The organism is Actinomadura physcomitrii (genome assembly GCF_008923205.2).
Classification (GTDB): Bacteria; Actinomycetota; Actinomycetes; order Streptosporangiales; family Streptosporangiaceae; genus Spirillospora; species Spirillospora physcomitrii.
On sequence record NZ_WBMS02000044.1, the window covers coordinates 22259 to 43106 of the forward strand.

The following is a 20848-nucleotide window of genomic DNA, read 5'->3' on the forward strand; positions in this document are numbered from 1 at the left end:
CCCCCCCCCTGTGTTGTTGTGGGGGGTGTGGGTTTTTCGGCGGCCCCCCAACCCCCCCCCCCGCCACAAGTCGACGGTCAGGTCCAGGTGATGAGGGCGTCGAGGATTTCGACGTCGGTGCCGTCGACGCGGAGCGGGTTGATCTCCAGGGACTCGAGGCGGTCGCCGAGGGACGCGGCGAGCGCGGCGACGCGGGCGACGACGCCGGCGACCGCGTCCAGGTCGGCGGGCTTGGTGCCGCGGGCGCCGTCCAGCAGGGCGGCGCCGCGCAGCTCGCCGAGCGCCTCGCGGACGTCGCGCGCGTCCACCGGCAGCAGCCGCAGCGCCGAGTCGCGCAGCACCTCGACCCACACGCCGCCGAGGCCGACCGCGAGCGTGAGGCCCCAGGCCGGGTCGCGGACGATCCCCGCGAGCAGTTCCACGCCGCCCGACCGCTGCGGCTGGACGAGCGCGCCCGCACCCTCGCGGCCGGCGAGGGCGGCCATCACCTCGCGGTACGCGGCGCGGACGGCGTCCGGGCCGGCGAGCCCGAGGCGGACGCCGCCGATGTCGCTCTTGCGCGCGAGGCCGTCCGCCGCCGCCTTGAGGACGACCGGGTACCCGAACCGGTCCGCCGCCGCGACCGCCGCGTCCTCGCCGCGGGCCGGCTCGGACGGCACGACGGGCAGCCCGGCCCCGGCGAGCAGCGCTGCGGCGCGGTGCTCGGCCCACACGCCGGTCGCCCCGTCCACCGAGAGGGGTTCGCCGGCCGCGGGGCGCCGCGCGAGCGCGCGCTCCCGCTCGGCCGACCAGCGCACGGCCGCGCCGATCGCGTGCATACCGTGCTCGATGCCACCGACGACCTGCGGGAACCCGGTCTTCTCCTGGACGGAGCGTCCGAACTGCGACACGTCGGTGAGCGTGTTACCGACCACCACCACCGGACGCGGCGACGCGGCGATCCGCCGGGCGTGCGCCTCGAAGGTCGCCATCGGCACCGACGGATCGGGCGGCGTGAACCGGGGCAGGTCGGTCAGCAGCATCACCGCGTCGATACCGGGATCGGCGGCGACGACGTCCAGCGCGCGGCCGAGCAGCGTCCGGTCGATGAGCACGTAGCCGGTGACGTCGAGGGGGTTCTGCACGGTCGCGAACGGCGGCAGCAGCTCCGCGAGCGCCTCCGCCGTCGCGGGCGCGAACGCGGGCAGGTCGAGGCCCTCGTCCTCGGCCCGGTCCGCGATGATCTCCGACGCGCCGCCGGACGGGGTGACCACGCCGATCCGCGGCCCCGGCAGCGGCCCGGCCGAGGCCAGCAGCCCGGCGGTGACGATCAGGTCCTCCAGCGACCGGACCCGGATGACGCCGAGCCGCCGGAACGCCGCGTCCACCACGCCGTCGTCGCCGACGAGCGCGCCGGTGTGCGCCCGCGCGGTGCGCGACGCCAGCCGGCTGCGCCCGATCTTCAGCGCGACGACCGGCTTGCCCGCCTCCAGCGCCCGCCGCGCCGCCCGCGCGAACGCGTCCGGGTCCCGCACCGACTCCAGGAACAGCGCGATGACCTTCGTCGCCGGGTCGTCCACCAGGTAGTCGATCACGTCGGGGACGGTGACCAGCGACTCGTTGCCCATCGAGGTCAGCAGGCTGAGCCCGATGTTGCGGGCCTGCGAGAACGCCAGCACGGAGCTGGCCAGCGCGCCGCTCTGCAGCACCACGCCCACCGGCCCGCGCAGCAGCGGCGGCGGGATCGGCAGGCCGTAGGGGGTGATGCCGGCGGCGGCGTTGATGTAGCCGTTGCCGTTCGGGCCGAGGACGGTCAGCCCCGCCTCCCGCGCGAACGCGACGACCTCGGCCTCCAGCCGCGCGCCGTCCTCGCCCGCCTCGCCGAACCCGGCGGTCAGCACGACGTAGTTGCGGATGCCGGCCGCGGCGCCGTCCCGCAGCACCGGCAGCACGGCGGGCGTCGGCACCATCACGTACGCCAGGTCGACCGGCCCGGGCAGCTCCGCCAGACTCGGGTACGCGGGGTGCCCGTGGACGTGCCCGCCGCGCGGGTTGACGAGGTGCACCGGCCCGCCGAACCCGTGCGCCCGCAGGTTCCCGAACGTGCTCACCGACCAGCCGGACTTGTCGCTCGCCCCGACCAGCGCGATCGACTCCGGGTTGAACAGCGCGCGGACCCCGGTCCGCGGAGCGCGAGAGCCCATCTCACTCCCCGACGAGCCCGAGGCGGACGTGGCCCTTGAGCAGGTTCCGGGCGATGGTCCGCCGCTGGATCTCGTCGGTGCCCTCGAAGATCCGCAGCAGCCGCAGCTCCCGGTACCAGCGCTCGATCGGCAGCTCCTTGGTGTACCCCATGCCGCCGTGGATCTGCAGCACCCGGTCCACGACGCGGTTCGCCATCGTCGCGCCGTTCAGCTTGGCGATGGACGAGGCGTGCCGCGCGTCGAGGCCCTCCCGCACCCGCCACGCCGCGTACAGCGTCAGCCATTTGGCCGCCTCGATCTCCACCTGCGAGTCGGCGATCATCCACTGGATGGCCTGGTAGTCGGCGATCGGATGCCCCATGGACACCCGGACCTTGGCGTAGTCGACCGCCATCTGCAGCATCCGCTCCGCCGCGCCGATCGCCCGCGCCGGGATCATGTAGCGGCCCTGCCCGATCCACCGCATCGCCAGCTCGAAGCCCTTGCCGACCTCGCCGAGCACGTTCGCGCCGGGCACCCGGACGTCCTCGAACACCAGCGACGCCGGCCCCCACTCGCCCATGGTCGGGATCGGCTCGGACTTCCAGCCCATGTCCCGGTCGACGAGGAAGCAGGTGACACCGCCGTCCGCGCCGAGCTCGGGGTCGGTGACGGCGAACACCATGACGAAGTCGGCCTCGTTGCCGCCGGTGATGAAGGTCTTCTCGCCGTTGATGACCCAGTCGTCGCCGTCGCGCACGGCGCGGGTGCGGATGCTGCGGGCGTCCGACCCGGCGCCCGGCTCGGTGATGGCGAAGCAGGACCGCCGCTCGCCCTCGATCGTCGGGACGAGGTAGGCGCGCTTCTGCGCCTCGTCGCAGGCGTACAGGATGTTGTCGGCGGTGCCGCCGAAGCTGAACGGCACGAACGTGCGGCCCGTCTCCATCGCGACGATGGCGGACATGAGCGGGCCGAGCGCGGCGCCGCCGTACTCCTCGGGCGTGTTGATCCCCCAGAACCCGGACCTGCGGGCCTTATCGCGCAGTTCCCGCAGCACCCGCGGGTCGAGCCCCGGGCGCCCGGCGCGCTCGTTGCGCAGCACCTCCGGCTCCAGCGGCATGACCTCCTTCTCGACGAAGGCGCGGACGGTGTCGCGGATCTGTCGTTCCTCGGCGCTGAGCGAGAAGTCCATGGACCGGCCCTCCGATCAATCCTAGAATCCATTTCTAGGAATCGGTTCTAGGCTGCGCGCGGGGCCGTCCCGCCGTCAAGACGCCCGGACCGCTTTCTAGAATCGGTTCCACCGACGGCCGGACGGCGGCCGCCGCACCGGACGGGGGACCGATGGCCCGCAAGCCCGGCGGCAGGGGCGGATGGGAATGGAGCCGCACCGCGCAGACGCGCCGCACCATGCTCGAGGCCGCGCGCGAGGTGTTCTGCGCGCACGGGTTCGCCGACGCCGCGATCTCCGAGGTCGTCGAGCGCGCCGGCTCCAGCGTCGGCAGCCTCTACCACCACTTCGGCGGCAAGACCGAGCTGTTCCTCGCGCTCTGGGAGCAGCACGAGGGCGAGCACGAGAAGGCCGCCACCGCGGGCGTCGCCGAGGCCAAGGCCGCCGGCGTCGACGACCCGGTCGAGCTGTTCATCGCGGGCGCCCGCGCGTTTCTCGCCGGCTCCTGGGCGCGCCGCGACCTCGCCCGGCTGTTCATGGACGGCGACGGCCCGCCCGGCTTCGACCTGATGCGCCGCACCCGCCGCCGCGACTGGGTCCGGCAGAACGCCGTGCTGCTCGCGCTCGGCGGCGAGCCCATCGACCGGCTCACCGTCGCCGTCCTCACCACCGTGATCGGCGAGGCCGGCCGCGAGGTCGCGACCAGCGAGGACGAGGCCGGGGCCCAGGAGGTCATCGACGCGGCGATCGAGCTGATCCGCCGCTTCGACCGCGCCGCCGCGACCCCCTGACCGGCGCCGGCCGCAAGGAAAGCGGCGTCGAATTCACCGAGCCGCGGTGGATTCCTTTCCGTGCCTTTGCGAGCCGCGTCTCCCGCCTTTATAGTCGCCGATGTCGGTCGCTCGTCGTGGGCGGAATCGCTGCCGGGCCGGTGGGCTCGAGTGAAGATGAAGGCGGGAAATTCGTGAGGGTATTTCGTGGGGTCGCCGGGAGCCGGCGGCGCGAGGCCGGATCCGTCCTCGCCGCAGGCTCGGCCATGACCGTGATCATGGCCGCGACCATGGGTGCCGCGCTGCCGCCGGGCGCGCCGTCCGTGCCGTCGACGTCCCCGTCCGTCCCGCACGAGAATTACGGGAATGTGGGAGATATTCCGAAATGCCGCCCGGGACATGTCTGTGCGGCCGTCGCTTATGACGGCAAATACCACGTCTTCGACTTCTATCGGTACGGCACCTATCGGCTGAGCAATTGGCGCGGCCGGGGAGCGCTCGTCAACGAGCAGGCCGGCGGCGCCGCGGCGCGGATCTACGACCGGTCCGGCGCAGAGACCGCGTGCGTCGCCGCGGGCACCGCGACGGCCGGCGCGGACTGGAACCGCGCCGCGAAGATCAAGCTGACGACGGTCCGCTGCTGACCCCGTCCGCCGCTGGCCCGTCCCGTGGTCGCGGACGGCGGGTTCAGCGGGCGGGACGCGAGGCATTCTGGGGGACATGCGCGCCGTCACCTACGACTCCTATGCCTCCGACAACTCCCGCCTCACCGCCGGTGAGGCGCCCGACCCCAAGCTCGGTCCGAGCGAGGTGCTGGTCGAGGTGCGGGCGGCGGGCGTCAACCCGGTCGACTGGAAGGTGATGGCCGGCGGGCTCGACGCGATGATGGACGCGGTGTTCCCGGTGATCCCCGGCTGGGACGTCGCCGGGGTCGTCCGCGCGGTCGGGCCGGACACGCCGGAGTTCGCGCCCCTCGCCGCGATGGCCGACCGCGGTGCGCTGCGCGTCGACGTCGCCGGGACGTTCTCCCTCGACGACGTCGGCGCCGCGTTCGACGCGAGCCGGAGCGGCCACACGCGCGGGAAGCTCGTCATCACGCCGTGAACGGGCCGGGCCGCCGCGAGCGGACGGCCCGGCCCGGTTGCTCAGCAGCCGGAATCGGAGATGACGTAGTAGTTCTCGGACGTCTCCTTCAGCGTGTGCGTCACGAAGACGTTGTAGAGGCCCATGTTCTGGTTCGAGCCGTTCGCGTAGGTGTAGCCGCCGCTGGTGTGCGCCCGCCCGGCCGTCACCTGCGCGTAGTTGGTCGCGGTGAAGCACTGGGGCGTCCAGCCGCCCGGATCGCCCGGGTCGCCGGGGTCGGTGCCGGTCGAGCCGTCGAGGCCCCAGAACTTCGCCGTGTAGGACGTGGAGCAGATCGTGTCGAGGAAGTACGCGCCCGTGCTGCCGCACTGGTCGGCGCCCGATCCGGGGTCGACGGCGAGGCCGTGGCCCATTCCCGAGATCGAGTAGACCTCGACGGCGGGTCTGCCGTTCGCGTCGTTGTAGACGCTCTGCGTCGTGCCGCCCGGCAGGCTCCGCGTGCTCGACGGCGTCTGCGAGATGCCCCAGACGTTCGTCCACTGGTCGCGCAGTTCCGTGGCGTTCACCGGATAGACCGTGTAATCGGCTGTGCCCTGCCAGATGGCGACGCGCGGCCACGGACCGGTGTATCCGGGATAGGAGTTGCGGACCTTGGCGCCCCACTGCGCGGGCGTCAGGTTCTGGTCGTTCATCTGGCAGCCGGTGGCGGCGACGAGGCTGGTCGCGCACTGCGCGGGAAGGCCCGAGTCCACCGCGCCGCCGGCGAACACGTCCGGGTAGGCGGCGAGCAGGTCCGCCGTCATCCCGCCGCCGGCGGAAAGGCCGGTGACGAACACCCGGTGCGGGTCCGAACCGTGCTGCTGCTCGGCGTAGGACACCATCTGCACGATCGACGAGGCCTCCGTGCCGCCGCGCGCGTCCTTCGCGGGATCGAACCACTGGAAGCACTTCTGGATGTTGTTGGACGTGGTGGTCTGCGGGAACACCACCGCGAACTTCCACAGATCGGCGTACTGGGGCCAGCCGGAATGGGCGTGGTAGTCGTCGGCGCTCTGCGTGCAGCCGTGCAGGGCCACCACGAGCGGCGCGCCGGACGGCAGTCCCGCCGGCACGTACTCGTACATCTGCAGGTTCCCGGGATTGGACCCGAAACCGGTGACCTGCCGGTAGGTGCCCGTTTCGGCGTGCGCGGGCGCGGCGGTGACGGCCATGCCCGATACGGCGGCGACAAGGACGAAGGCGACGGACGACGCGAACCAGGTCGCGAGGCGCCGCAGGACGCGCGGGGATCGTCGATGCGTGGGATGCATGAGGGGCTCTCCCGGATCGGTGGAACGGGGGTGGAGATCGGGAAGGAGGGGCGCCCATCCGGAAGTCAAGCCGATCCGGGCCGCCCGGGACATGTGCCGGACGCCCATGCCTGCCCGTCCGGGTTATGGCTCCGTACCCCATGCGTCACGAGATGCGAGGCGGGAAGACCGTGGGTATGCGCCGACGGACGTGGGGCTGGTACGCCCTGGCCGTCGCGGTCATGGCGGGCGTCACCGCGGACGTCCTCGCCGACGGCCCGCTCCGGAGGCTCGACTGGACGATCCACGCGTTCTGCGACGCGCACGTCCGGGGCGCGCGGTTCTCGGCCGCCCATGCCCTGACCCAGTTCGGGCAGCGGGGCGTCATCGCGGGGTTCGTCCTCCTGCCGCTGGCGGTCCTCGGTGCGGTCCGCGCGCGGTCGGCGCGTCCCGTGCTGGTGCCGGTCGCGGTGGTGGCTCTGCTGTCGCTGCTGCAGGCGGGCGTGAAGTCGGTGATCCCGCGGACGTACCCGTCCGGGGGCGTCGACGTGCTCTGGAAGCACGGCGACGCCTACCCGTCGGGGCACACGCTGAACGGGTTCCTGCTCGTCTGGGTCGGGCTCGAGCTGCTGGTCGTCGTGGTCCCGGCGCTCGACCGGCGGCTGACGGCGCGCGGCCGGCGCGACTTCGCGCTCGCCACCGGGTTCCTGACCGGGGCGGCGCTGACCGTCGCCGACGAGCACTGGCTGACCGACGTGCTGTTCAGCCTGGCGCTCGGCCCGGTGCTGCTGGCCTGGCTGGTGGCGGCGGAGCCGTTCACCCGGCGGCTGTGGGCGGGCGAGCCGGTGCGGGGCCGCTACCCGCGGATATAGCGGATCACCAGTTCCGCGAGCTCGTCGATCATCCGCTCGCGGGGGATCGGCGGGCGGTCGAGCACGTACCGGATCGACAGCGTGCCGACGGTCTCGGCGAGGATCCACAGCGCCGCGTCCACGTCCAGGTCGTCGCGGAACGCGTCCCGGTTGACCAGCAGGTACACCCGGACGAGGTCGGTCAGCCGGCGCTGCAGCGCGGCGAGCTTGTCGAACGGGCCGAGCCGCGGGATCTGCTCGACGATGACGCGCAGCAGGTCGGCGTGCTCCTCGAACAGCCGCATCTGCACGTCGAGCAGCGCGCGGCCGGCCTCCTGCCACGAGTCGTCCATGGTCGACTCGATCTGCGCGCCGAGCCGGTCGGCGAGGTGGTCGGCGAACCGGTCGATGACGGTGATGACGATGGCGTCCTTGTTCGGGAAGTACTGGTAGAGCGACCCGTTGCTGATCCCGGCGGCACGGGCGATGCGGTTGGTGGACGCGCCGTCGTACCCGCGCTCGGACAGAACGCGAGTGGCGGCGTCCAGGATCCGCTCCACGGTGTGCCGCGACCGGTCCTGGCGCGGCGTCCTGCGCGGTGAAAGGGCTGGTGGGCGGGGCATCGGCGGGGCCTCCCCGAACGCGACTTGTAAGCGACCACTTATTCGCGTTTCACTGTATCCGAGACGCCATCGGGAGGCGAGACCATGACAGTGACCGAGAACGCGCCCGCCGCACGGGCCGTCGCGCGCCCCGAGCCCGTCCCGTTCGAGCCCGGCTCGATCCTGTGGGACACCATGGGGCTCTACACCTCGGCGATCGCCGGCAACAGCGTGTTCATCTTGCAGACCATGCACCCTGCGATCGGCACCGTCGTCGACCGACTGTCGAGCTTCCGCCGCGACCCGCTCGGCCGCGCCGCGCGCAGCTTCGCGTCCGTGCAGACCTGGGTGTACGGCGGGCGCACCGCGATCGAGGAGGGCCGGCGGCTCCGCGAGATGCACAAGCCGCTCAGCGCGGAGGACGAGGACGGCAACCGCCACCACGCGCTGTCGGCGGAGCCGTGGGCGTGGGTGCACCTCACCGGCTTCTACGCGGCCGTCACCGCGTCGAAGTACTTCGCACCCGAGCCGATGGGCGCGGCCGAGCAGCAGCAGGTGTTCGACGAGTTCCTCAACCTCGGCCGCATCCTCCGGGTGCCCGAGCGGATGATGCCCAGGACCATCGACGAGTACTGGGCGTACTTCGACGACATGGTGGAGAACACCCTCGTCCCGCACAAGGTCGCCTTGGAGGTCCTCGACCGGATGGACAAGCTCCCGCCGGGCGTGCCCGCGCCGCTGCGTCCGGTCGCCGCGCCCGTGATCGGGCTCACCGGGAGGCTCCAGCGGTTCATCTCCACCGGCACCCTGCCGCCGGCCGCGCGCGAGAAGCTCGGGCTGTCCTGGAGCAAGGCCGACGAGCGGCGGCTGCGCGCCGTCGGGCAGGTCATCGGCCGCGGCACGCCGCTGCTGCCCGAACGCGTCCGCTACATGCCGATCGCCTACCGCGCCCGCCAGGCCGCCCGCGCCCAGGAGAAGCTCCGCGAGGCCCTCGACACCCGCCCCCTCTGACCAACGTTGAGTTGTGGGGGGGGGGGGGGGGGGTGGGGGGGTTTAAAACAAACCGCCCCCACGCAACCGGGGCCGCAGGGCGGGGGGGGGGGGGCGGGGGGGGGGGGGGGGGCCGGCCCCGCCCCCCCCCCCCCCCCCCCCCCGACGAGGCCTCCGGGAGGGTCATCGCCGGGTCGGAGCCGGGCGCTACCGGGTCGCGGAGGGTCGTGGTGGGGTCGGGCAGGGGCAGGGCCGGCAGCTTCGCCGCCGCGTTCGCGGCGGCGGCCCGGGCCGCCTCGGCCGCCTTCGCCGCGTTGCGGCGCGCGCCGTACGGGGCGACGAACGTCCGGTAGAAGGGCCGCCGGATCGCGGTGGGGACGAGCCGGTAGCCGCCCCGGACGACGACGTTGCGGACGTACTGGCGCCGCGAGATGAAGCCCTCGGAGAGCATCTCGCGCTGCAGCCGCATCTCCGACCGGAGCAGCGCCCGGCCGCCGCGGCGGTGGTAGGCGCCGTCGCCGACGCGGTAGTAGACGAGCGGTTCGGCGACGTTCACCAGCCGGGCGCCGGCGGCGATCATCCGGACGAACAGCCAGTAGTCCTCCATCAGCGGCAGGTCGCCGTAGCCGCCGGCGGCGATGACGGCGCTGCGCCGGTAGACGACCGTCGGATGGTTGAACGGGTCGTGCAGCCGCGAGTAGCGGACGATGTCGCCGGGGTCGCTCGGCGGGATGCGGCGGCCGACGATGTCGGCGGTGTCGCGGCCGAACTCCAGCAGCCCGGCGCCGACCAGGTCGGCGCCCGACCGCACCAGCGGGACCTGCAGCTCGAAGCGGTGCGGCATCGCGATGTCGTCGGCGTCCATCCGGGCGACGATGTCGTGCCGGGCGGCCTGCAGCCCCGCGTCCAGCGCCGGGCCGAGCCCGCGGTTGACCTCCAGCGGCACGAACGTCACCTCGACCGGGCTGCCCGCCACGAGCTCCTTCAGCGCCACCGCGAGCTCCGGCGGGACCGGGCCGTCCTGGACCAGCACCACCTGGTCGGGGCGGAGCGTCTGGTCGTCGACGGCGCTGCGGAAGGCGTCCCGGACGTACTCTTCCCGGTCACCGCCGTAGACGGTCATCAGAAGGGTGAAGGGTTCGGGCTGCATCGGTCCGTTTCCGGGTGGGGCCGTGACGGCCGTCGGAGCGCGAGCCGCGGGGCAGGCGTGGCTCCTCAGGGGGTGGTCGGGCGGGTGGGGGGGCAGGGGTCGGGGGTGGAGGGCGGAGGGAGCCGCCCGTCGTTCATGTGACGCTTTGGTGTGGTTGATGGTTGCGCGCCGCCAAGATACCGGTGTGATCGGACGTCTGCGGATGGAACGTCCCCGTAGCGGCCCGGCGGCGGCCGATGTGGCGTGTTCCGGTCAGGTCTGCGCGCACACGTCGCGGTCGGCGCGGATCTCGCCGGCCACCTTCGGCACCGCCGGTCCGCCGCCGCTCAGCTTGGCGCCGTCCTTACCGATGATCAGGTAGACGTAGCCGGGCTTGGCCTTGGCCCAGGCGGCGGGCGGGTGGCCGGGGACGGCCAGCGCGGCCCGCGCGGCCTGCCGCTCGGCGCCCGCGCCGTAGAGGATCCGGGTCTTGGCCGCCGACTTGACGGTGCCGACCTTGACGACCTTGAAGCCGCGCTCGGTGAGCTGGTCGGCGGTGCGCTGGGCGAGGCCGTGCTCGCTGGTGCCGTTGAACACGCCGATCCTGACCTGGGCGGGCGGGACGGGCTGCACCTTCTGCTGCGCGGGCACCGGGGTCGGGGCGGGCTCGGGCGGGGTGTTGTCCTCGCGGATGGCCTGGAACAGCGGCTCGGCGAGCTGCTGGTTGAACTGGACCCGGTTCTTGTCCTTCGGGTACGCCATCGTCGGCACGGTGACGAACCGGACCTTCCCGGCGCTCATCCCCTTCAGGCCGCTCGCCAGCTTCTCCATCACCGACAGCGTCAGCCCGTCGTCGGCCTTGATCGACTTGGTGGTGGCGGACAGGAACGAGTAGGTGCGGCCCGGGTCGGCGAGCATCCCCTTGTCGGTGGCCTTCTTGACGACCGAGGCCATGAACGCCTGCTGCCGCTTGATCCGGTCGAGGTCGGAGCCGTCGCCGAGGACGTAGCGGGTGCGCACGTAGCCGAGCGCCTCGGCGCCGTGCACGACCTGCTTGCCGGCCTTGAGGTGCAGCTCGGCCTTCGGGTCGTTGATGGGCTTCGGGACGCAGATCTCGACGCCGCCGAGGGCGTCCACGACCTGCTTGAAGCCGGCGAAGTCCACCTCGACGAAGTGGTCGATGTGGATCTTGGTGAGCGACTCGATGGTGCGCCAGGTGCAGGAGGGGCCGGCGTTGGAGAACGCGGCGTTGATCATGCCGAACTGGGCCGGGACGGTGCCGCCGTTCGACTTCTTGCAGCTCGGCATCTGGACCATCGAGTCGCGCGGGAAGCTGATGCCGATCGCGCCGGCGCCGCCGGGCGAGATGTGCAGCAGGATCGTGGTGTCGGACCGCTCGCCCTGCTCGGTGCCGTACTGGGCGTTGGCACCCTGCCGGCTGTCGGACCCCATCAGCAGGATGTTGATGGAGTCGTTGAGCTTGGCGGGCCGGTTCGCGCCGAGCTTGTCCTTGACGTTCTCGCGGTGGATCTGGCCGTCCAGCCGCCGCCAGAACCCGTACGCGGTGAGGCTGGTGCCGACGAGGAGCACCGACATGGCGATCGACGCCCAGCCGAGCACGCGCCAAAGGCGCCCCCGCCGCACCGGCGATTCCGGCGGCGATGGGGCGCTGTAGTACACCGGCGGCGGTGAGGCGGCTCGCTGCATCCGTAACATTTCAGCACAGATTGGACACCGGCCACCCCCGTCACGGAAAACTCGCCCGAGACGGCCCGCCCGTCGCTCCGAGCACGCCCGGACCCGCCCGGTGTGACTGCGGCGTGCAGTACTCGAATGTCTCCTTGACAGCCGCTTGCACGTTCGATTCCTTTAACTTAAAGTAGCCATCATGACACGGCTCGCAATCGCTCATGGGGAACTAGCCCCCACCGTCCCGCGGTGCGGTACGAAGTTCATGAGCGGCACCACCGCGGCCTCCGCAGTGGACGCGGCCGAGGTTTCGGTTGGCGGGCGGCGGTTTCGGGGGAAGGGCAAGGGGCCGGTGTGGCGGCGCCCATCAGATGGGGCACTGACGGTGGTGCGGTTGAGGTTGACGCCGGACCCGGCGGCCCGCCACCGGTTGGAAGCGTTGTTCGAGGCGTCGTGGAAGCTGAAGAAGGCTTTGAAGCGTGATGCGCGGTCGCGTGCGCTGGCGTATCGGGCCGGGCACCGTCGCCGCCGCGATCGCGAGGCGGCCAAGCAGTGGCGGGCGCGGCTGGGTTTGTCGCGGGACGCGCTGGAGCGCACGGCGTACCGGCATCTGGACGCCTCCGGGCATCTGAAGCATCACCTGTCCAAGGCCGTGGCGATGCATCTGGCCAACGAGGTGTGGACCGGTGTGGAGCGGCACCTGTTCCCCGACGCGTCCGGGCGGCGACACGGGCCGCCGCGGGTGGGGCCGTGGTGGGAGTTCACCCGGATCCCGGGCCGTGCCCGCTCGCACACCCGGGCCCGCAAGTGGGAGACGTTCCGGTTGCACGGCACCCTGGCCGGGCACCTGACCCAGTACGCCGCGCCCGGCCTGCCGGACGAACCGGGCGAGCTCACGCCGCAGCGGGCGGCAGCGCTGTCGGCGGGCGTGAGTGTGCTGGCCCAGCCGCGCACCCTGCCCGTGCCGTCTCCGCCTCGCAGCGGGGGTCGGGGTCGAGGGAGTTGGTGGGAGTACGACGGGCCGCTCACGCTGGTCTATGCCGGTGGTCCGGACGGGCGCCGTGGGGAGTTGGTGGTGCCGGTGCGGCTGCCGCAGGGCGCGGGGCAGTGGCCGCATCTGCTGCACACCCTGGCCGACCCGCAGGCGTGGCACAAGGTGGACCTGGTCCGCCGCCGCGACCCCGCCGAGCCCGGCGGATGGGCCTACGAAGCGCACCTGATGGTCCTCGCCCCCGCCTACGTCCCCGCCTCCACCGCCGCACGCCGGGCCGCCGCACCCTCCATGCGCCGGGGCGGGGTGGACGGCAACGTCTCCAACCTCGCGGTGGTGTCGGTCCCGGCCGAACCGGACGCCGCAGCGGCGTCACGTGAGGCAGCGGTCGTGTCGTCCAAGGTGAGCATGTCGCAGGACGAGCGGGCGCGTCTGGCCCGGCGGGAGCGCAAGCGGCGGGGGCGGCAGCGGGCGCTGGAACGCTCACGCCGCGCCTCCAACGCCGCCCAGTACGAGCTCAGCAGGCGCCAGCGCGAACGCCATCAGCGCCGCCAGGCCGCCGGGCTCACGGCCCGGCAGGTTCCGGTACCGGGCGGGCCGCGGGTGGCGCGCGCGGACGGCCGCCCGCGCCGCTCGCACCGCCGCGACACCCTTTCCACCAGTTATCTGCGGTTGCGGGCCCGGCAGACGGCCGCCGACCAGCGCACCGCCCAATCCCGCACGTCTCGTGCACGGGACATCGCGGGCCAGATCGTCGCCGTGCACGGCCCGCACCTGGTCATCGAGGACTGCGACATCACCACCTGGTTCCGGCTGTGGGGCCCGGCCTGCGGCCGGTTCACGCCCGGCATGCTCATCAGCGCCTTGGAGCAGGAGTGCCGCGCCGCCGGTGGCCGGTTGCTGCGCGCCTCCACCCGCACCACCGCGCTGTCGCAGCACTGCCCCTGCGGGCGACGCGTCCCCAAGCACCTGGGCGTGCGTACCCATCACTGCCGGATCGAGGACGGCGGCTGCGGGCTGACCGGCGACCGGGACCTGGTCGCCGCCGCCCTCGCCGCCTTCACCCACCTGCACGATCCCGGCGACCCGTCCACCGCACGCGTGGACTACACGACCTCCCGCCGCGTCCTGTGCGCGGGCGGGCCTGGGCTGCCTGGAGCCCTGACCGAGTCAACCGCACCCATCCCCATCAACGGCGCGTCCAACGCCGAGGTGGGAAACGCGGCAGCCACCCACCATCCCCGTCCCCGCCACAAGCTGCAGCGGGGACGGAAGCGGGCGGCCTCTGCTCGGCGAACCCGGACCAGTACGGTGCCGACCCCGGATGAACCGCCCCCACCCACCACAGGCGGGGCACCGGTCACGCCGGACAGACACCGACCACGAACCCGGCTGTCCAACAAAACCCCACCACAGGACTTGTTGAACAGGCCTTAGACTCCGGTGAAGATGAGCATCGTAGACGCGCTGACCGACCAGGCCATGGTCGTGCTGCAGGACCGCCCGGTCGTCGCGCTGAGCGCCTGGCTGAACCGGGCCCTCGGCGAATGCGCCGCCACCGGCCGCACCCTGCAGCTGGTCACGCCGCTCGGCTCCCGGCTGACGCTGCCGCTGCGCAGCGCCGCGTCCGGCGCCGAGCTGCAGTGGGTCGTCCGCAACGACGACGGCTACTACGAGGGCCTCACCGGCCGCCCGCTGAAGTGGGGCGGCGCGAAGTTCGTGCCGGTCCCGGAGGCGCGCGACTACGCGGCCGGGTTCACCACCCGCCCGACCGCCCCGATCGGCTCGCAGCTCACCCTCGTCTACCGGATCCGGCACGGCGCCGACGGGCACCTCGGCGGGCCGGTCGAGCGGCTCCTGCAGCTGACCACCGGCAAGCTCCCGGCCGGGCTCGGGCCCGCCGAGCCGCTGGAGCACCCCTGGCGGCCCGACCGGCTCACCGAGTACGCCCGCGGCCGGTCCACCGCGCGGCTGCTCGTCGGCGGGGACGGCCCGCGCCCCGCGCAGGCGATCTGCGACTTCACCGCGACCGAGGGCGGCGGCGTCGCCGAGGTCAGCACCGTCACCGTCGGCTACGGCCCGGAGGACCCGCCGCCCCTGCAGCACCTCGGGTCGCTGGTCGGGGCGCTCGCCGCCGACCAGCCCGTCGCGTCGCTGTTCGTGCAGCTCACCCCCGGCCGCGCCGACCTCACCACCGAGCCGCGCTGGACGGGCGCGCCCGCCCCGGTCGCGCTGGCCGTCGCGGGCACCGTCGGCGGCCCGAACGGCATCCCGGGGCAGCAGGTCGGGCCGCCGCGCCAGCCGCTGACGATGTTCCCGCTGGGCGACGGCCGCTCCCAGGACGGCTGGCAGCGCCACAGCCTCCTCATGCAGCACCTCCAGTCCGCCTGACCCTCCCGGACCGGTGACATTTGTCCCGGCCAGGCGTGGACGGACGGCTCTGCCGGGCCCGCCCCGGTTCCCGCGAAGCTGGGATCACCGCAAGCGAGGACCGCAGGAGGGCCCGATGAAGATCCAGCCGACCGACGCCGAGCAGCAGGCCGGCACCGCGACACGGCGGCAGGCCGCGAAGGTGCTCGGGCCGCTGGCCGTGGACGTGGCCGTCCCGCTCGCCGTCTACTACCTCGCCCACAAGGCGTTCGGCCTGGACCTGGTGGCGTCGCTCGCGCTGAGCAGCGTCGTCCCGGCCGTGCGGACCGTCGTGGGCGCCGTCCGCGACCGGGCGGTCAACGGGCTCGCCGCGCTGATGCTGGCGGTGAACGCCGTGGGCATCGCGCTCAGCTTCGTCAGCGGCGACCCCCGCCTGATGATCGCCAAGGACTCCGGGATCAGCAGCGTGATCGGGCTGTCGATCCTGGTGTCGGCGTTCGGCGCGCGGCCGCTGATGAGCGCCGGCCTGAAGCCGTTCCTGACCAGGGGCGACGCGGCCCGGGAGGCGGCCTGGGACCGGCTGAGCGCCGGCCGCGGCCGGTTCTGCGGGCTGGAGCGCCGGTTCAGCGCGGTGTGGGGCGTCGCGCTGCTCGCCGAGTGCGTCGCGCGGATCGTCGGCGCCTACACCGTCCCCGCCGAGACGATGGCCTGGCTCGGAACCGTGATGCTCATCGCCGCGCTCGGCGTCGGCGCCGTGGCCAGCGGCAGCGCGACCGAGCCGATGAAGGAGCTGCTGGACGCCGAGGTGCGCGCGGACTGCGAGGGCGAGCGGCCCGTCCCGGCGCCCGCCGCGGCCTGACCACCCCGGACGGAGAGAGGAAAGGCCATGCGAGCGCGAGGCGTCAACTACGACACCGGCTTCTTCCCCGGCGGCCGGGACAGCAATCCCGGCTTCGACCGGGCCCGCGCGCGGCGCGACATGCGCGCCATCGCCGGCGACCTGCACTGCACCGCCGTCCGGATCAGCGGGGGCGACCCGGACCGGCTCGGCGCCGCCGCCGAGGAGGCGGCCGCCGCCGGCCTGGAGGTCTGGTTCGCGCCGTTCCCCTGCGAGCTGCCGCCGGACGAGATGGCCGCGCTGTTCGACGAGTGCGCGGGCCGGGCCGAGACGGTCCGGCGCGGCGGCGCGGAGGTCGTCCTCGTGACCGGCTGCGAGGTCAGCCTGTTCGCGCAGGGGTTCGTTCCCGGCGACGACGTGTACGCCCGGATCCAGGCGATCCTGTCCGGCGACCCGGCGGTGTACGCCGCGATGGGCGACGTCCCCGGCCGCGTCAACGCGTTCTTCGCCGAGACGGTCGCGGCGGCCCGCACCCGGTTCGGCGGCCGGGTCACCTACGCGTCCGGGCCCTGGGAGGACCTGGACTGGGGTCCGTTCGACCTGGTGTCCGTCGACGGCTACCGGTCCATCGAGAACGCGGCGCACTACCGCGAATGGCTGCGCGGCCACTTCCGGCACGGCAAGCCCGTCGCGATCACCGAGTTCGGCTGCTGCACCTACGCGGGCGCCGGCGACCGCGGCGGCACCGGCTGGATGATCGTCGACCGGGACGCCGAACCGCCCCGGCTGGACGGCGCCTACGTCCGCGACGAGCAGGAACAGGTCCGCTACATGCGCGAGCTGCTGGACGTCTTCGAGACCGAGGGCGTCGACGGCGCGTTCTGGTTCACCTTCGCCGGGTTCGGCCTCCCGCACGACCCGCACGACCCGGCCCACGACCTCGACATGGCCTCCTACGGGGTGGTCGCGGTGGCCCCGGACGGAACGTGGCGTCCGAAAGCGGCCTTCCACGCCCTGGCCGCCGCATATGGCGCACAGAGCCGATGATCTACCCGTAAGGGATGGGGTAGCGTCCCCCTCATGGAACCGGACGGCCAGCTCGGCGCGCTCGAGCGGGCCGTCGAGGGGACGCTCGCCGAGGGCGCGCTGGAGTTCGACGGCGACGAGGCCGTCCTGCGGATCGAGGGCTCGCTCGTCCTGACCACCGGATGGTTCCTGTCCTGCGCCGCCGCCGGCGTCGTGCTGCTGCTGTTCGGCGCCGTGCTGTCGCTGACCGGGCTGCGGTCCGCCGCGACGTGGGCGCTCGCCCCAGGCGCCGTGATGGTCGCGCTCGTGCTGGCGTTCCTGCTGGCGCTGCGGTTCACGCCGCTGCCCGCGCTCTGGCCCGAGCTGGAGCTGCGGTTCACCGAGCAGGCGATGGTGCACCGGCGGACCCGCGTCCCGTTCGACGACCTGCGCCCCGAGCACCTGGTGTGGAAGAACGGCCGGTTCTTCCGCCGGCTGTACGTCCGGCACCCGTCGCTGCGCAAGCAGCTCGCCGGGTTCTTCGACAGCGAGGAGCGGCAGGCCGAGGAGTTCCAGCGCCGGCTCTGGGAGCTGATCTCCGCGCCGGACCTGCCCGGCGTCCTCACCCACGGCAGCGACCTCACCCCGGTGCAGCGCTGGATCATCGGCGCGGGCGCCCCCTACGCCGCGATCAACGGGTTCCGGCTCGACCGGCTCGGCACCGCGCCCGGCGAGTCCGCGGCGGCGGCCGACCGGCGCACCGCACAGGAGCTGCTGCGCGAACCGTGGGGCGCCTACGACCTGGAGCAGCTGCTCGCCGCGGTGAACTGGCTCGTCCAGGAGGGGCACCGCGCCGACTTCACCATGGACGCCGAGCTCGCCGCCCGCCCGCCCGAGGCCCGGGACCGCTACGCCGCGCTGCTCCGCGAGATCGACGCCCTCATCGCCGCAGACCGGCTGGAGCCGCCGTTCGTGGAGCGGCTCATCGAGCTGGTCCGCGTCCGGTACGGGGACGCGGGCGCCGCGTACGCCAAGCTCGTCCCGCCGCTGCTGCGCGACGAGCCCGGCGCGGACGCCAGCGAGGAGGGCGCGGAGCTGGCCCAGTTCCTGCACCGGCTGTTCAACGACCGCGGCCACGCCGCCGAGGAGCTGCACCGGCTGGAGGCGCTCGCCGACCCGGACCTGCGCGCCGACGTCGGCCGGTTCCTCATCTGGGACTACGCGCGCGCGTTGATGCTGTACCGGTGGGGCCACATGGTCGGCTGGCTCACCGAGGAGTACTGCTGGGAGCGGATGCTGCCGCTCGCCCTGGACGTCCAGCGCCGCTACACGTCCTGGCACGACATGGCGACCTGCTACCTGCAGGGGCGGCTGCTGTGGTCGGGCGGCGGCGGGCGGGCGCAGGCGGAGTACGACCGGCTCGTCGAGCACCTCGCCGGGGAGCGGCGCAGCCCGTGGAACCTCGTCCCGTGGGACCTCGACCTCACCCGCGACTGGGCCTGACCCGGCCTGGGCCCGGCGGGCGAGCGCGGACGGCGCGGGCGAGCGCGGTCGGCGCGGCGACGCCGGGCGGGCGGCGTCAGCCGCCGATGACCCCACCCTGGTAGGCGGCGCCGTCCGGCGCGTTCTGCGGGCTCCCGGGGACCTCCGCCGCCGCGCCGCCGCCCTCGCCGGACGCCTTCCAGCTCTGCGCCGGGGCGTCGCTCTCCCCGTCCGGGTACACCGTCCCGCCGAGCCAGTGCACCAGCGAGTCGGCGAACGTGCGGGCGACGCGCGGCGCGTCCGGCAGGTCGGCGACCGCGCGGATGTCCACCCACCAGACCGGCGCGACGACCCGGGCCGCGAACTCCGCGCCCAGCAGCCGGCCGATCTCGCCCTGCACCGACACCTGCACCGCGTCCTCGATCGCGACGAGCAGCCGGCCCTCCGCGTCGTACAGCAGGGTCGGCTCCGGCTCGCCGCCGCGCAGCTCCAGCGGCTCGCCCATCGCGATCATGCCGTCGGCGACGGCGTGCACGTCCGGGCGGCGGCGCACCAGCGCGACCAGATCGCTGCTCATCGGGCCACCCCCGCGCCGAGCGAACGGGCGAACACCTCGTGCACCACCTGGATCCCCGCCATCCGCGCGGCGGCCGACACGCGGCCGAGGTCGAGCGAGCTGCCGGTGGCCAGATGCCGGTCGTAGGGCACCGCCACCACGGGCAGCCCCCACGCGGCGAGCATCTGGTGGGCGCGCTGCAGGTCCGCGCCGACCTGCGGGGCGTGCGACACCATCGCGATCACGGTGCGGCGCAGCACGTCCTGCTGGTCGTTGGAGACGAACCACTCCAGCGCCCCGCGCGCGCTCAGCGCCCCGTCGACCGTCCCGGGCGTCACCAGCACCAGGCCGTGCGAACCGGCGATGACGCCGCGGTTGACCTCGGTGAGAATGCCGGCGCCGCAGTCGACGACCGTCGCCGCGACGTACCGGCTCACCGCGCTCAGCGCCGTCTCGAACGTCTCCAGCGTGAACTCTCCCGCGATGCGGCCGCCGCGCGTGGACGACAGCACCCACAGCCCGTCCGGCGTGCGGGTGAGGAACCGCGCCGCCTCCTCGAACGACTGCGGCTTCTGCCCGGCGAGGTCGAACAGCGACAGCTGCGAGCGGACGCCGAGCCGCAGCGGCAGCGACCCCAGCTCGGCGTCGGCGTCGGCGGCCAGCACCCGGTCGGTGCGGTGCCGGGCCAGCTCCGTCGCGACCAGCGCCGCCATCGTCGTCTTGCCGGCGCCGCCGCGCACGCTCGCCACCGCGATCTGCCGGGAGCTGGCCACGGACCGCTGCATCAGCTCGCTGAACGCGGCCAGCAGCCGGGCCTCGCGGGCGCCGCCGCCGACCGCCTTCAGCACGCCGCGCCCGACCCGGCGGGCCAGCGCGTCGCCGTGCTGGTTGCGGCGGACGAGGTCGGCGGGCGGGATCTGCTGGCCGGGCGCCGCCTGCCCGGCGCCGGCGGGCTGCCCCGGCATCACCGGCTGGGCCGCCTGCTGTGCCGCAGCGGCCGCCTGGTCGGGCCAGGCGGCCTGCTGCCCGGTCCGCTGCCCCGGCTGCGCCTGCTGGGCCGCCTGGTCGCCGGCGGGCTGGACCGCGCCGAGGACCGGGTTGACCGCGGCCTCCCAGTCGAAGTCGGAGTGGACGAGCGGGTCGGCCTGCTGCTGCGCCTCGGCCGGAACGTCCGCGCCCTGCTGGGCGAACGGGTCGGCCTGCTGCTGGGTCTGGGCCGCCGCCTGCTGAGCCGCGGCCTGCGGCTGGGCGGCGGCCTGCTGCTCCTGGAGCGCCTGCTGCTGGGCGGCCTGGGCGGCCTGGGCGGCCTGCTGCGCCGTGGGCTGCTGCGCCGTGGGCTGGTGCGCCGCCTGCTGCTGGACCTGCGGGGACGGTACCGGATCGGGCGCCGCGGGCGCAGGCGCCGGAGGCTCGGGCAGCAGCGGGGCCGGCGCGTCCTGGACGTCCTGCGACACCTGCGCGACCTGCGGGAACGGCGGAGCCTCGGGGACGGGCGCCGGGACGTCCGGTTGGGCGGGCGGCACCGGCTGGACCGGCGGCACGGGCTGGGCAGGCTGAGCGGGTGCGGCCTGCGGCTCCGGCGGGCCGGCGGCCTGGGCCACCTGCGGCGGGACGGACGCGGCGGGCGCCCGTTCCTGGGCAGGCCGGGGCGGCGCATCGGCGCCCCACGTGCCCTGTGCGGGGCCGGACGGGGTCGCGTCGAGGACCTGCAGTCCGCGCCGGGACGCGCCGATTTCGCGCAGTACCGCCTGCTGCCAGCTGGAGTCGGACACCTGCCTCCCCTCTCCCCGCCAAGACTACGAGACACGCGTCGCCCCACGCACCGCCGCGGGCCGGGCGCCCCCTTCCGGCGGGCCCCCAAGGCACCGTG

At 73.9% G+C, this 20848-nt stretch carries 17 protein-coding genes and 1 pseudogene; 10 read left to right on the plus strand and 8 right to left on the minus strand.

What is annotated here, in order from left to right; genetic code table 11:
* Window positions 1-77 precede the first annotated feature (77 nt).
* Both F8568_RS37645 and F8568_RS37650 read right to left on the minus strand, forming a co-directional pair.
* Window positions 78-2183: an acetate--CoA ligase family protein gene (locus tag F8568_RS37645; RefSeq protein ID WP_151598403.1), complete on the minus strand. Its 2106-nt coding sequence runs from the start codon at window positions 2181-2183 to the stop codon at window positions 78-80.
* A gap of 1 nt (window position 2184) precedes the next feature.
* Window positions 2185-3354, minus strand: coding sequence for an acyl-CoA dehydrogenase family protein (locus tag F8568_RS37650; protein WP_151598404.1), 1170 nt, complete (start codon window positions 3352-3354; stop codon window positions 2185-2187).
* Window positions 3355-3506: 152 nt separating this feature from the next.
* On the opposite strand from F8568_RS37650, the gene F8568_RS37655 reads away from it, so the two are divergent.
* From F8568_RS37655 to F8568_RS37665, 3 genes are all read left to right on the plus strand, one after another.
* A complete protein-coding gene (locus tag F8568_RS37655) occupies window positions 3507-4124 on the plus strand; it encodes a TetR/AcrR family transcriptional regulator (protein WP_151598405.1) in 618 nt (205 codons plus the stop codon).
* Window positions 4125-4240: 116 nt separating this feature from the next.
* Window positions 4241-4747, plus strand: coding sequence for a hypothetical protein (locus F8568_RS37660; RefSeq protein WP_151598406.1), 507 nt, complete (start codon window positions 4241-4243; stop codon window positions 4745-4747).
* Window positions 4748-4823: 76 nt separating this feature from the next.
* Window positions 4824-5207: an alcohol dehydrogenase catalytic domain-containing protein gene (locus F8568_RS37665; protein WP_151598407.1), complete on the plus strand. Its 384-nt coding sequence runs from the start codon at window positions 4824-4826 to the stop codon at window positions 5205-5207.
* Between the two features lie 41 nt (window positions 5208-5248).
* Here F8568_RS37665 and F8568_RS37670 read toward each other — a convergent pair whose 3' ends face one another.
* Window positions 5249-6496: an extracellular catalytic domain type 1 short-chain-length polyhydroxyalkanoate depolymerase gene (locus tag F8568_RS37670; protein ID WP_151598408.1), complete on the minus strand. Its 1248-nt coding sequence runs from the start codon at window positions 6494-6496 to the stop codon at window positions 5249-5251.
* A 176-nt stretch (window positions 6497-6672) separates the two neighbouring features.
* On the opposite strand from F8568_RS37670, the gene F8568_RS37675 reads away from it, so the two are divergent.
* Window positions 6673-7347 (plus strand): phosphatase PAP2 family protein, encoded by a 675-nt coding sequence (locus tag F8568_RS37675; RefSeq protein ID WP_160573907.1) that lies wholly within the window; start codon window positions 6673-6675, stop codon window positions 7345-7347.
* On the opposite strand, the gene F8568_RS37680 is transcribed toward F8568_RS37675, so the two are convergent.
* On the minus strand, window positions 7332-7949 hold the full coding sequence (locus F8568_RS37680) for a TetR/AcrR family transcriptional regulator (RefSeq protein ID WP_151598410.1): 618 nt from the start codon (window positions 7947-7949) through the stop codon (window positions 7332-7334). The two genes, F8568_RS37675 and F8568_RS37680, sit on opposite strands and share 16 nt — an antisense overlap.
* Before the next feature lie 84 nt (window positions 7950-8033).
* Between F8568_RS37680 and F8568_RS37685 the strand changes: the two genes are divergently transcribed.
* Complete coding sequence (locus tag F8568_RS37685) at window positions 8034-8939, plus strand: oxygenase MpaB family protein (RefSeq protein ID WP_151598411.1); 906 nt, start codon at window positions 8034-8036, stop codon at window positions 8937-8939.
* Window positions 8940-9609: 670 nt separating this feature from the next.
* Here F8568_RS37685 and F8568_RS49005 read toward each other — a convergent pair.
* Together F8568_RS49005 and F8568_RS37695 are read right to left on the minus strand one after the other, a co-directional pair.
* Window positions 9610-10068 (minus strand): annotated as a pseudogene (locus F8568_RS49005) (glycosyltransferase); the annotation flags it as partial.
* A gap of 252 nt (window positions 10069-10320) precedes the next feature.
* Window positions 10321-11754 (minus strand): LCP family protein, encoded by a 1434-nt coding sequence (locus tag F8568_RS37695; protein WP_151598412.1) that lies wholly within the window; start codon window positions 11752-11754, stop codon window positions 10321-10323.
* A 376-nt stretch (window positions 11755-12130) separates the two neighbouring features.
* On the opposite strand from F8568_RS37695, the gene F8568_RS37700 reads away from it, so the two are divergent.
* The 5 genes from F8568_RS37700 (at window position 12131) to F8568_RS37720 (ending at window position 18443) form a co-directional block, all read left to right on the plus strand.
* Window positions 12131-14164, plus strand: coding sequence for a zinc ribbon domain-containing protein (locus F8568_RS37700; protein WP_160573908.1), 2034 nt, complete (start codon window positions 12131-12133; stop codon window positions 14162-14164).
* Between the two features lie 12 nt (window positions 14165-14176).
* Window positions 14177-15118, plus strand: coding sequence for a DUF6177 family protein (locus F8568_RS37705; RefSeq protein WP_236009886.1), 942 nt, complete (start codon window positions 14177-14179; stop codon window positions 15116-15118).
* Between the two features lie 115 nt (window positions 15119-15233).
* Window positions 15234-15956, plus strand: a complete 723-nt coding sequence (locus F8568_RS37710; RefSeq protein ID WP_202125798.1) for a VC0807 family protein — start codon at window positions 15234-15236, stop codon at window positions 15954-15956.
* A 27-nt stretch (window positions 15957-15983) separates the two neighbouring features.
* Window positions 15984-16982 carry a hypothetical protein gene (locus tag F8568_RS37715; RefSeq protein WP_151598413.1) on the plus strand — a complete coding sequence of 333 codons (999 nt, stop codon included), beginning with the start codon at window positions 15984-15986 and terminating at the stop codon, window positions 16980-16982.
* A gap of 33 nt (window positions 16983-17015) precedes the next feature.
* Window positions 17016-18443, plus strand: a complete 1428-nt coding sequence (locus F8568_RS37720; protein WP_151598414.1) for a DUF1266 domain-containing protein — start codon at window positions 17016-17018, stop codon at window positions 18441-18443.
* A gap of 76 nt (window positions 18444-18519) precedes the next feature.
* On the opposite strand, the gene F8568_RS37725 is transcribed toward F8568_RS37720, so the two are convergent.
* Window positions 18520-18999: a hypothetical protein gene (locus tag F8568_RS37725; RefSeq protein ID WP_202125799.1), complete on the minus strand. Its 480-nt coding sequence runs from the start codon at window positions 18997-18999 to the stop codon at window positions 18520-18522.
* Complete coding sequence (locus F8568_RS37730; RefSeq protein ID WP_151598415.1) at window positions 18996-20750, minus strand: AAA family ATPase; 1755 nt, start codon at window positions 20748-20750, stop codon at window positions 18996-18998. Before F8568_RS37730 ends, F8568_RS37725 begins: the two co-directional genes overlap by 4 nt.
* Window positions 20751-20848 lie beyond the last annotated feature (98 nt).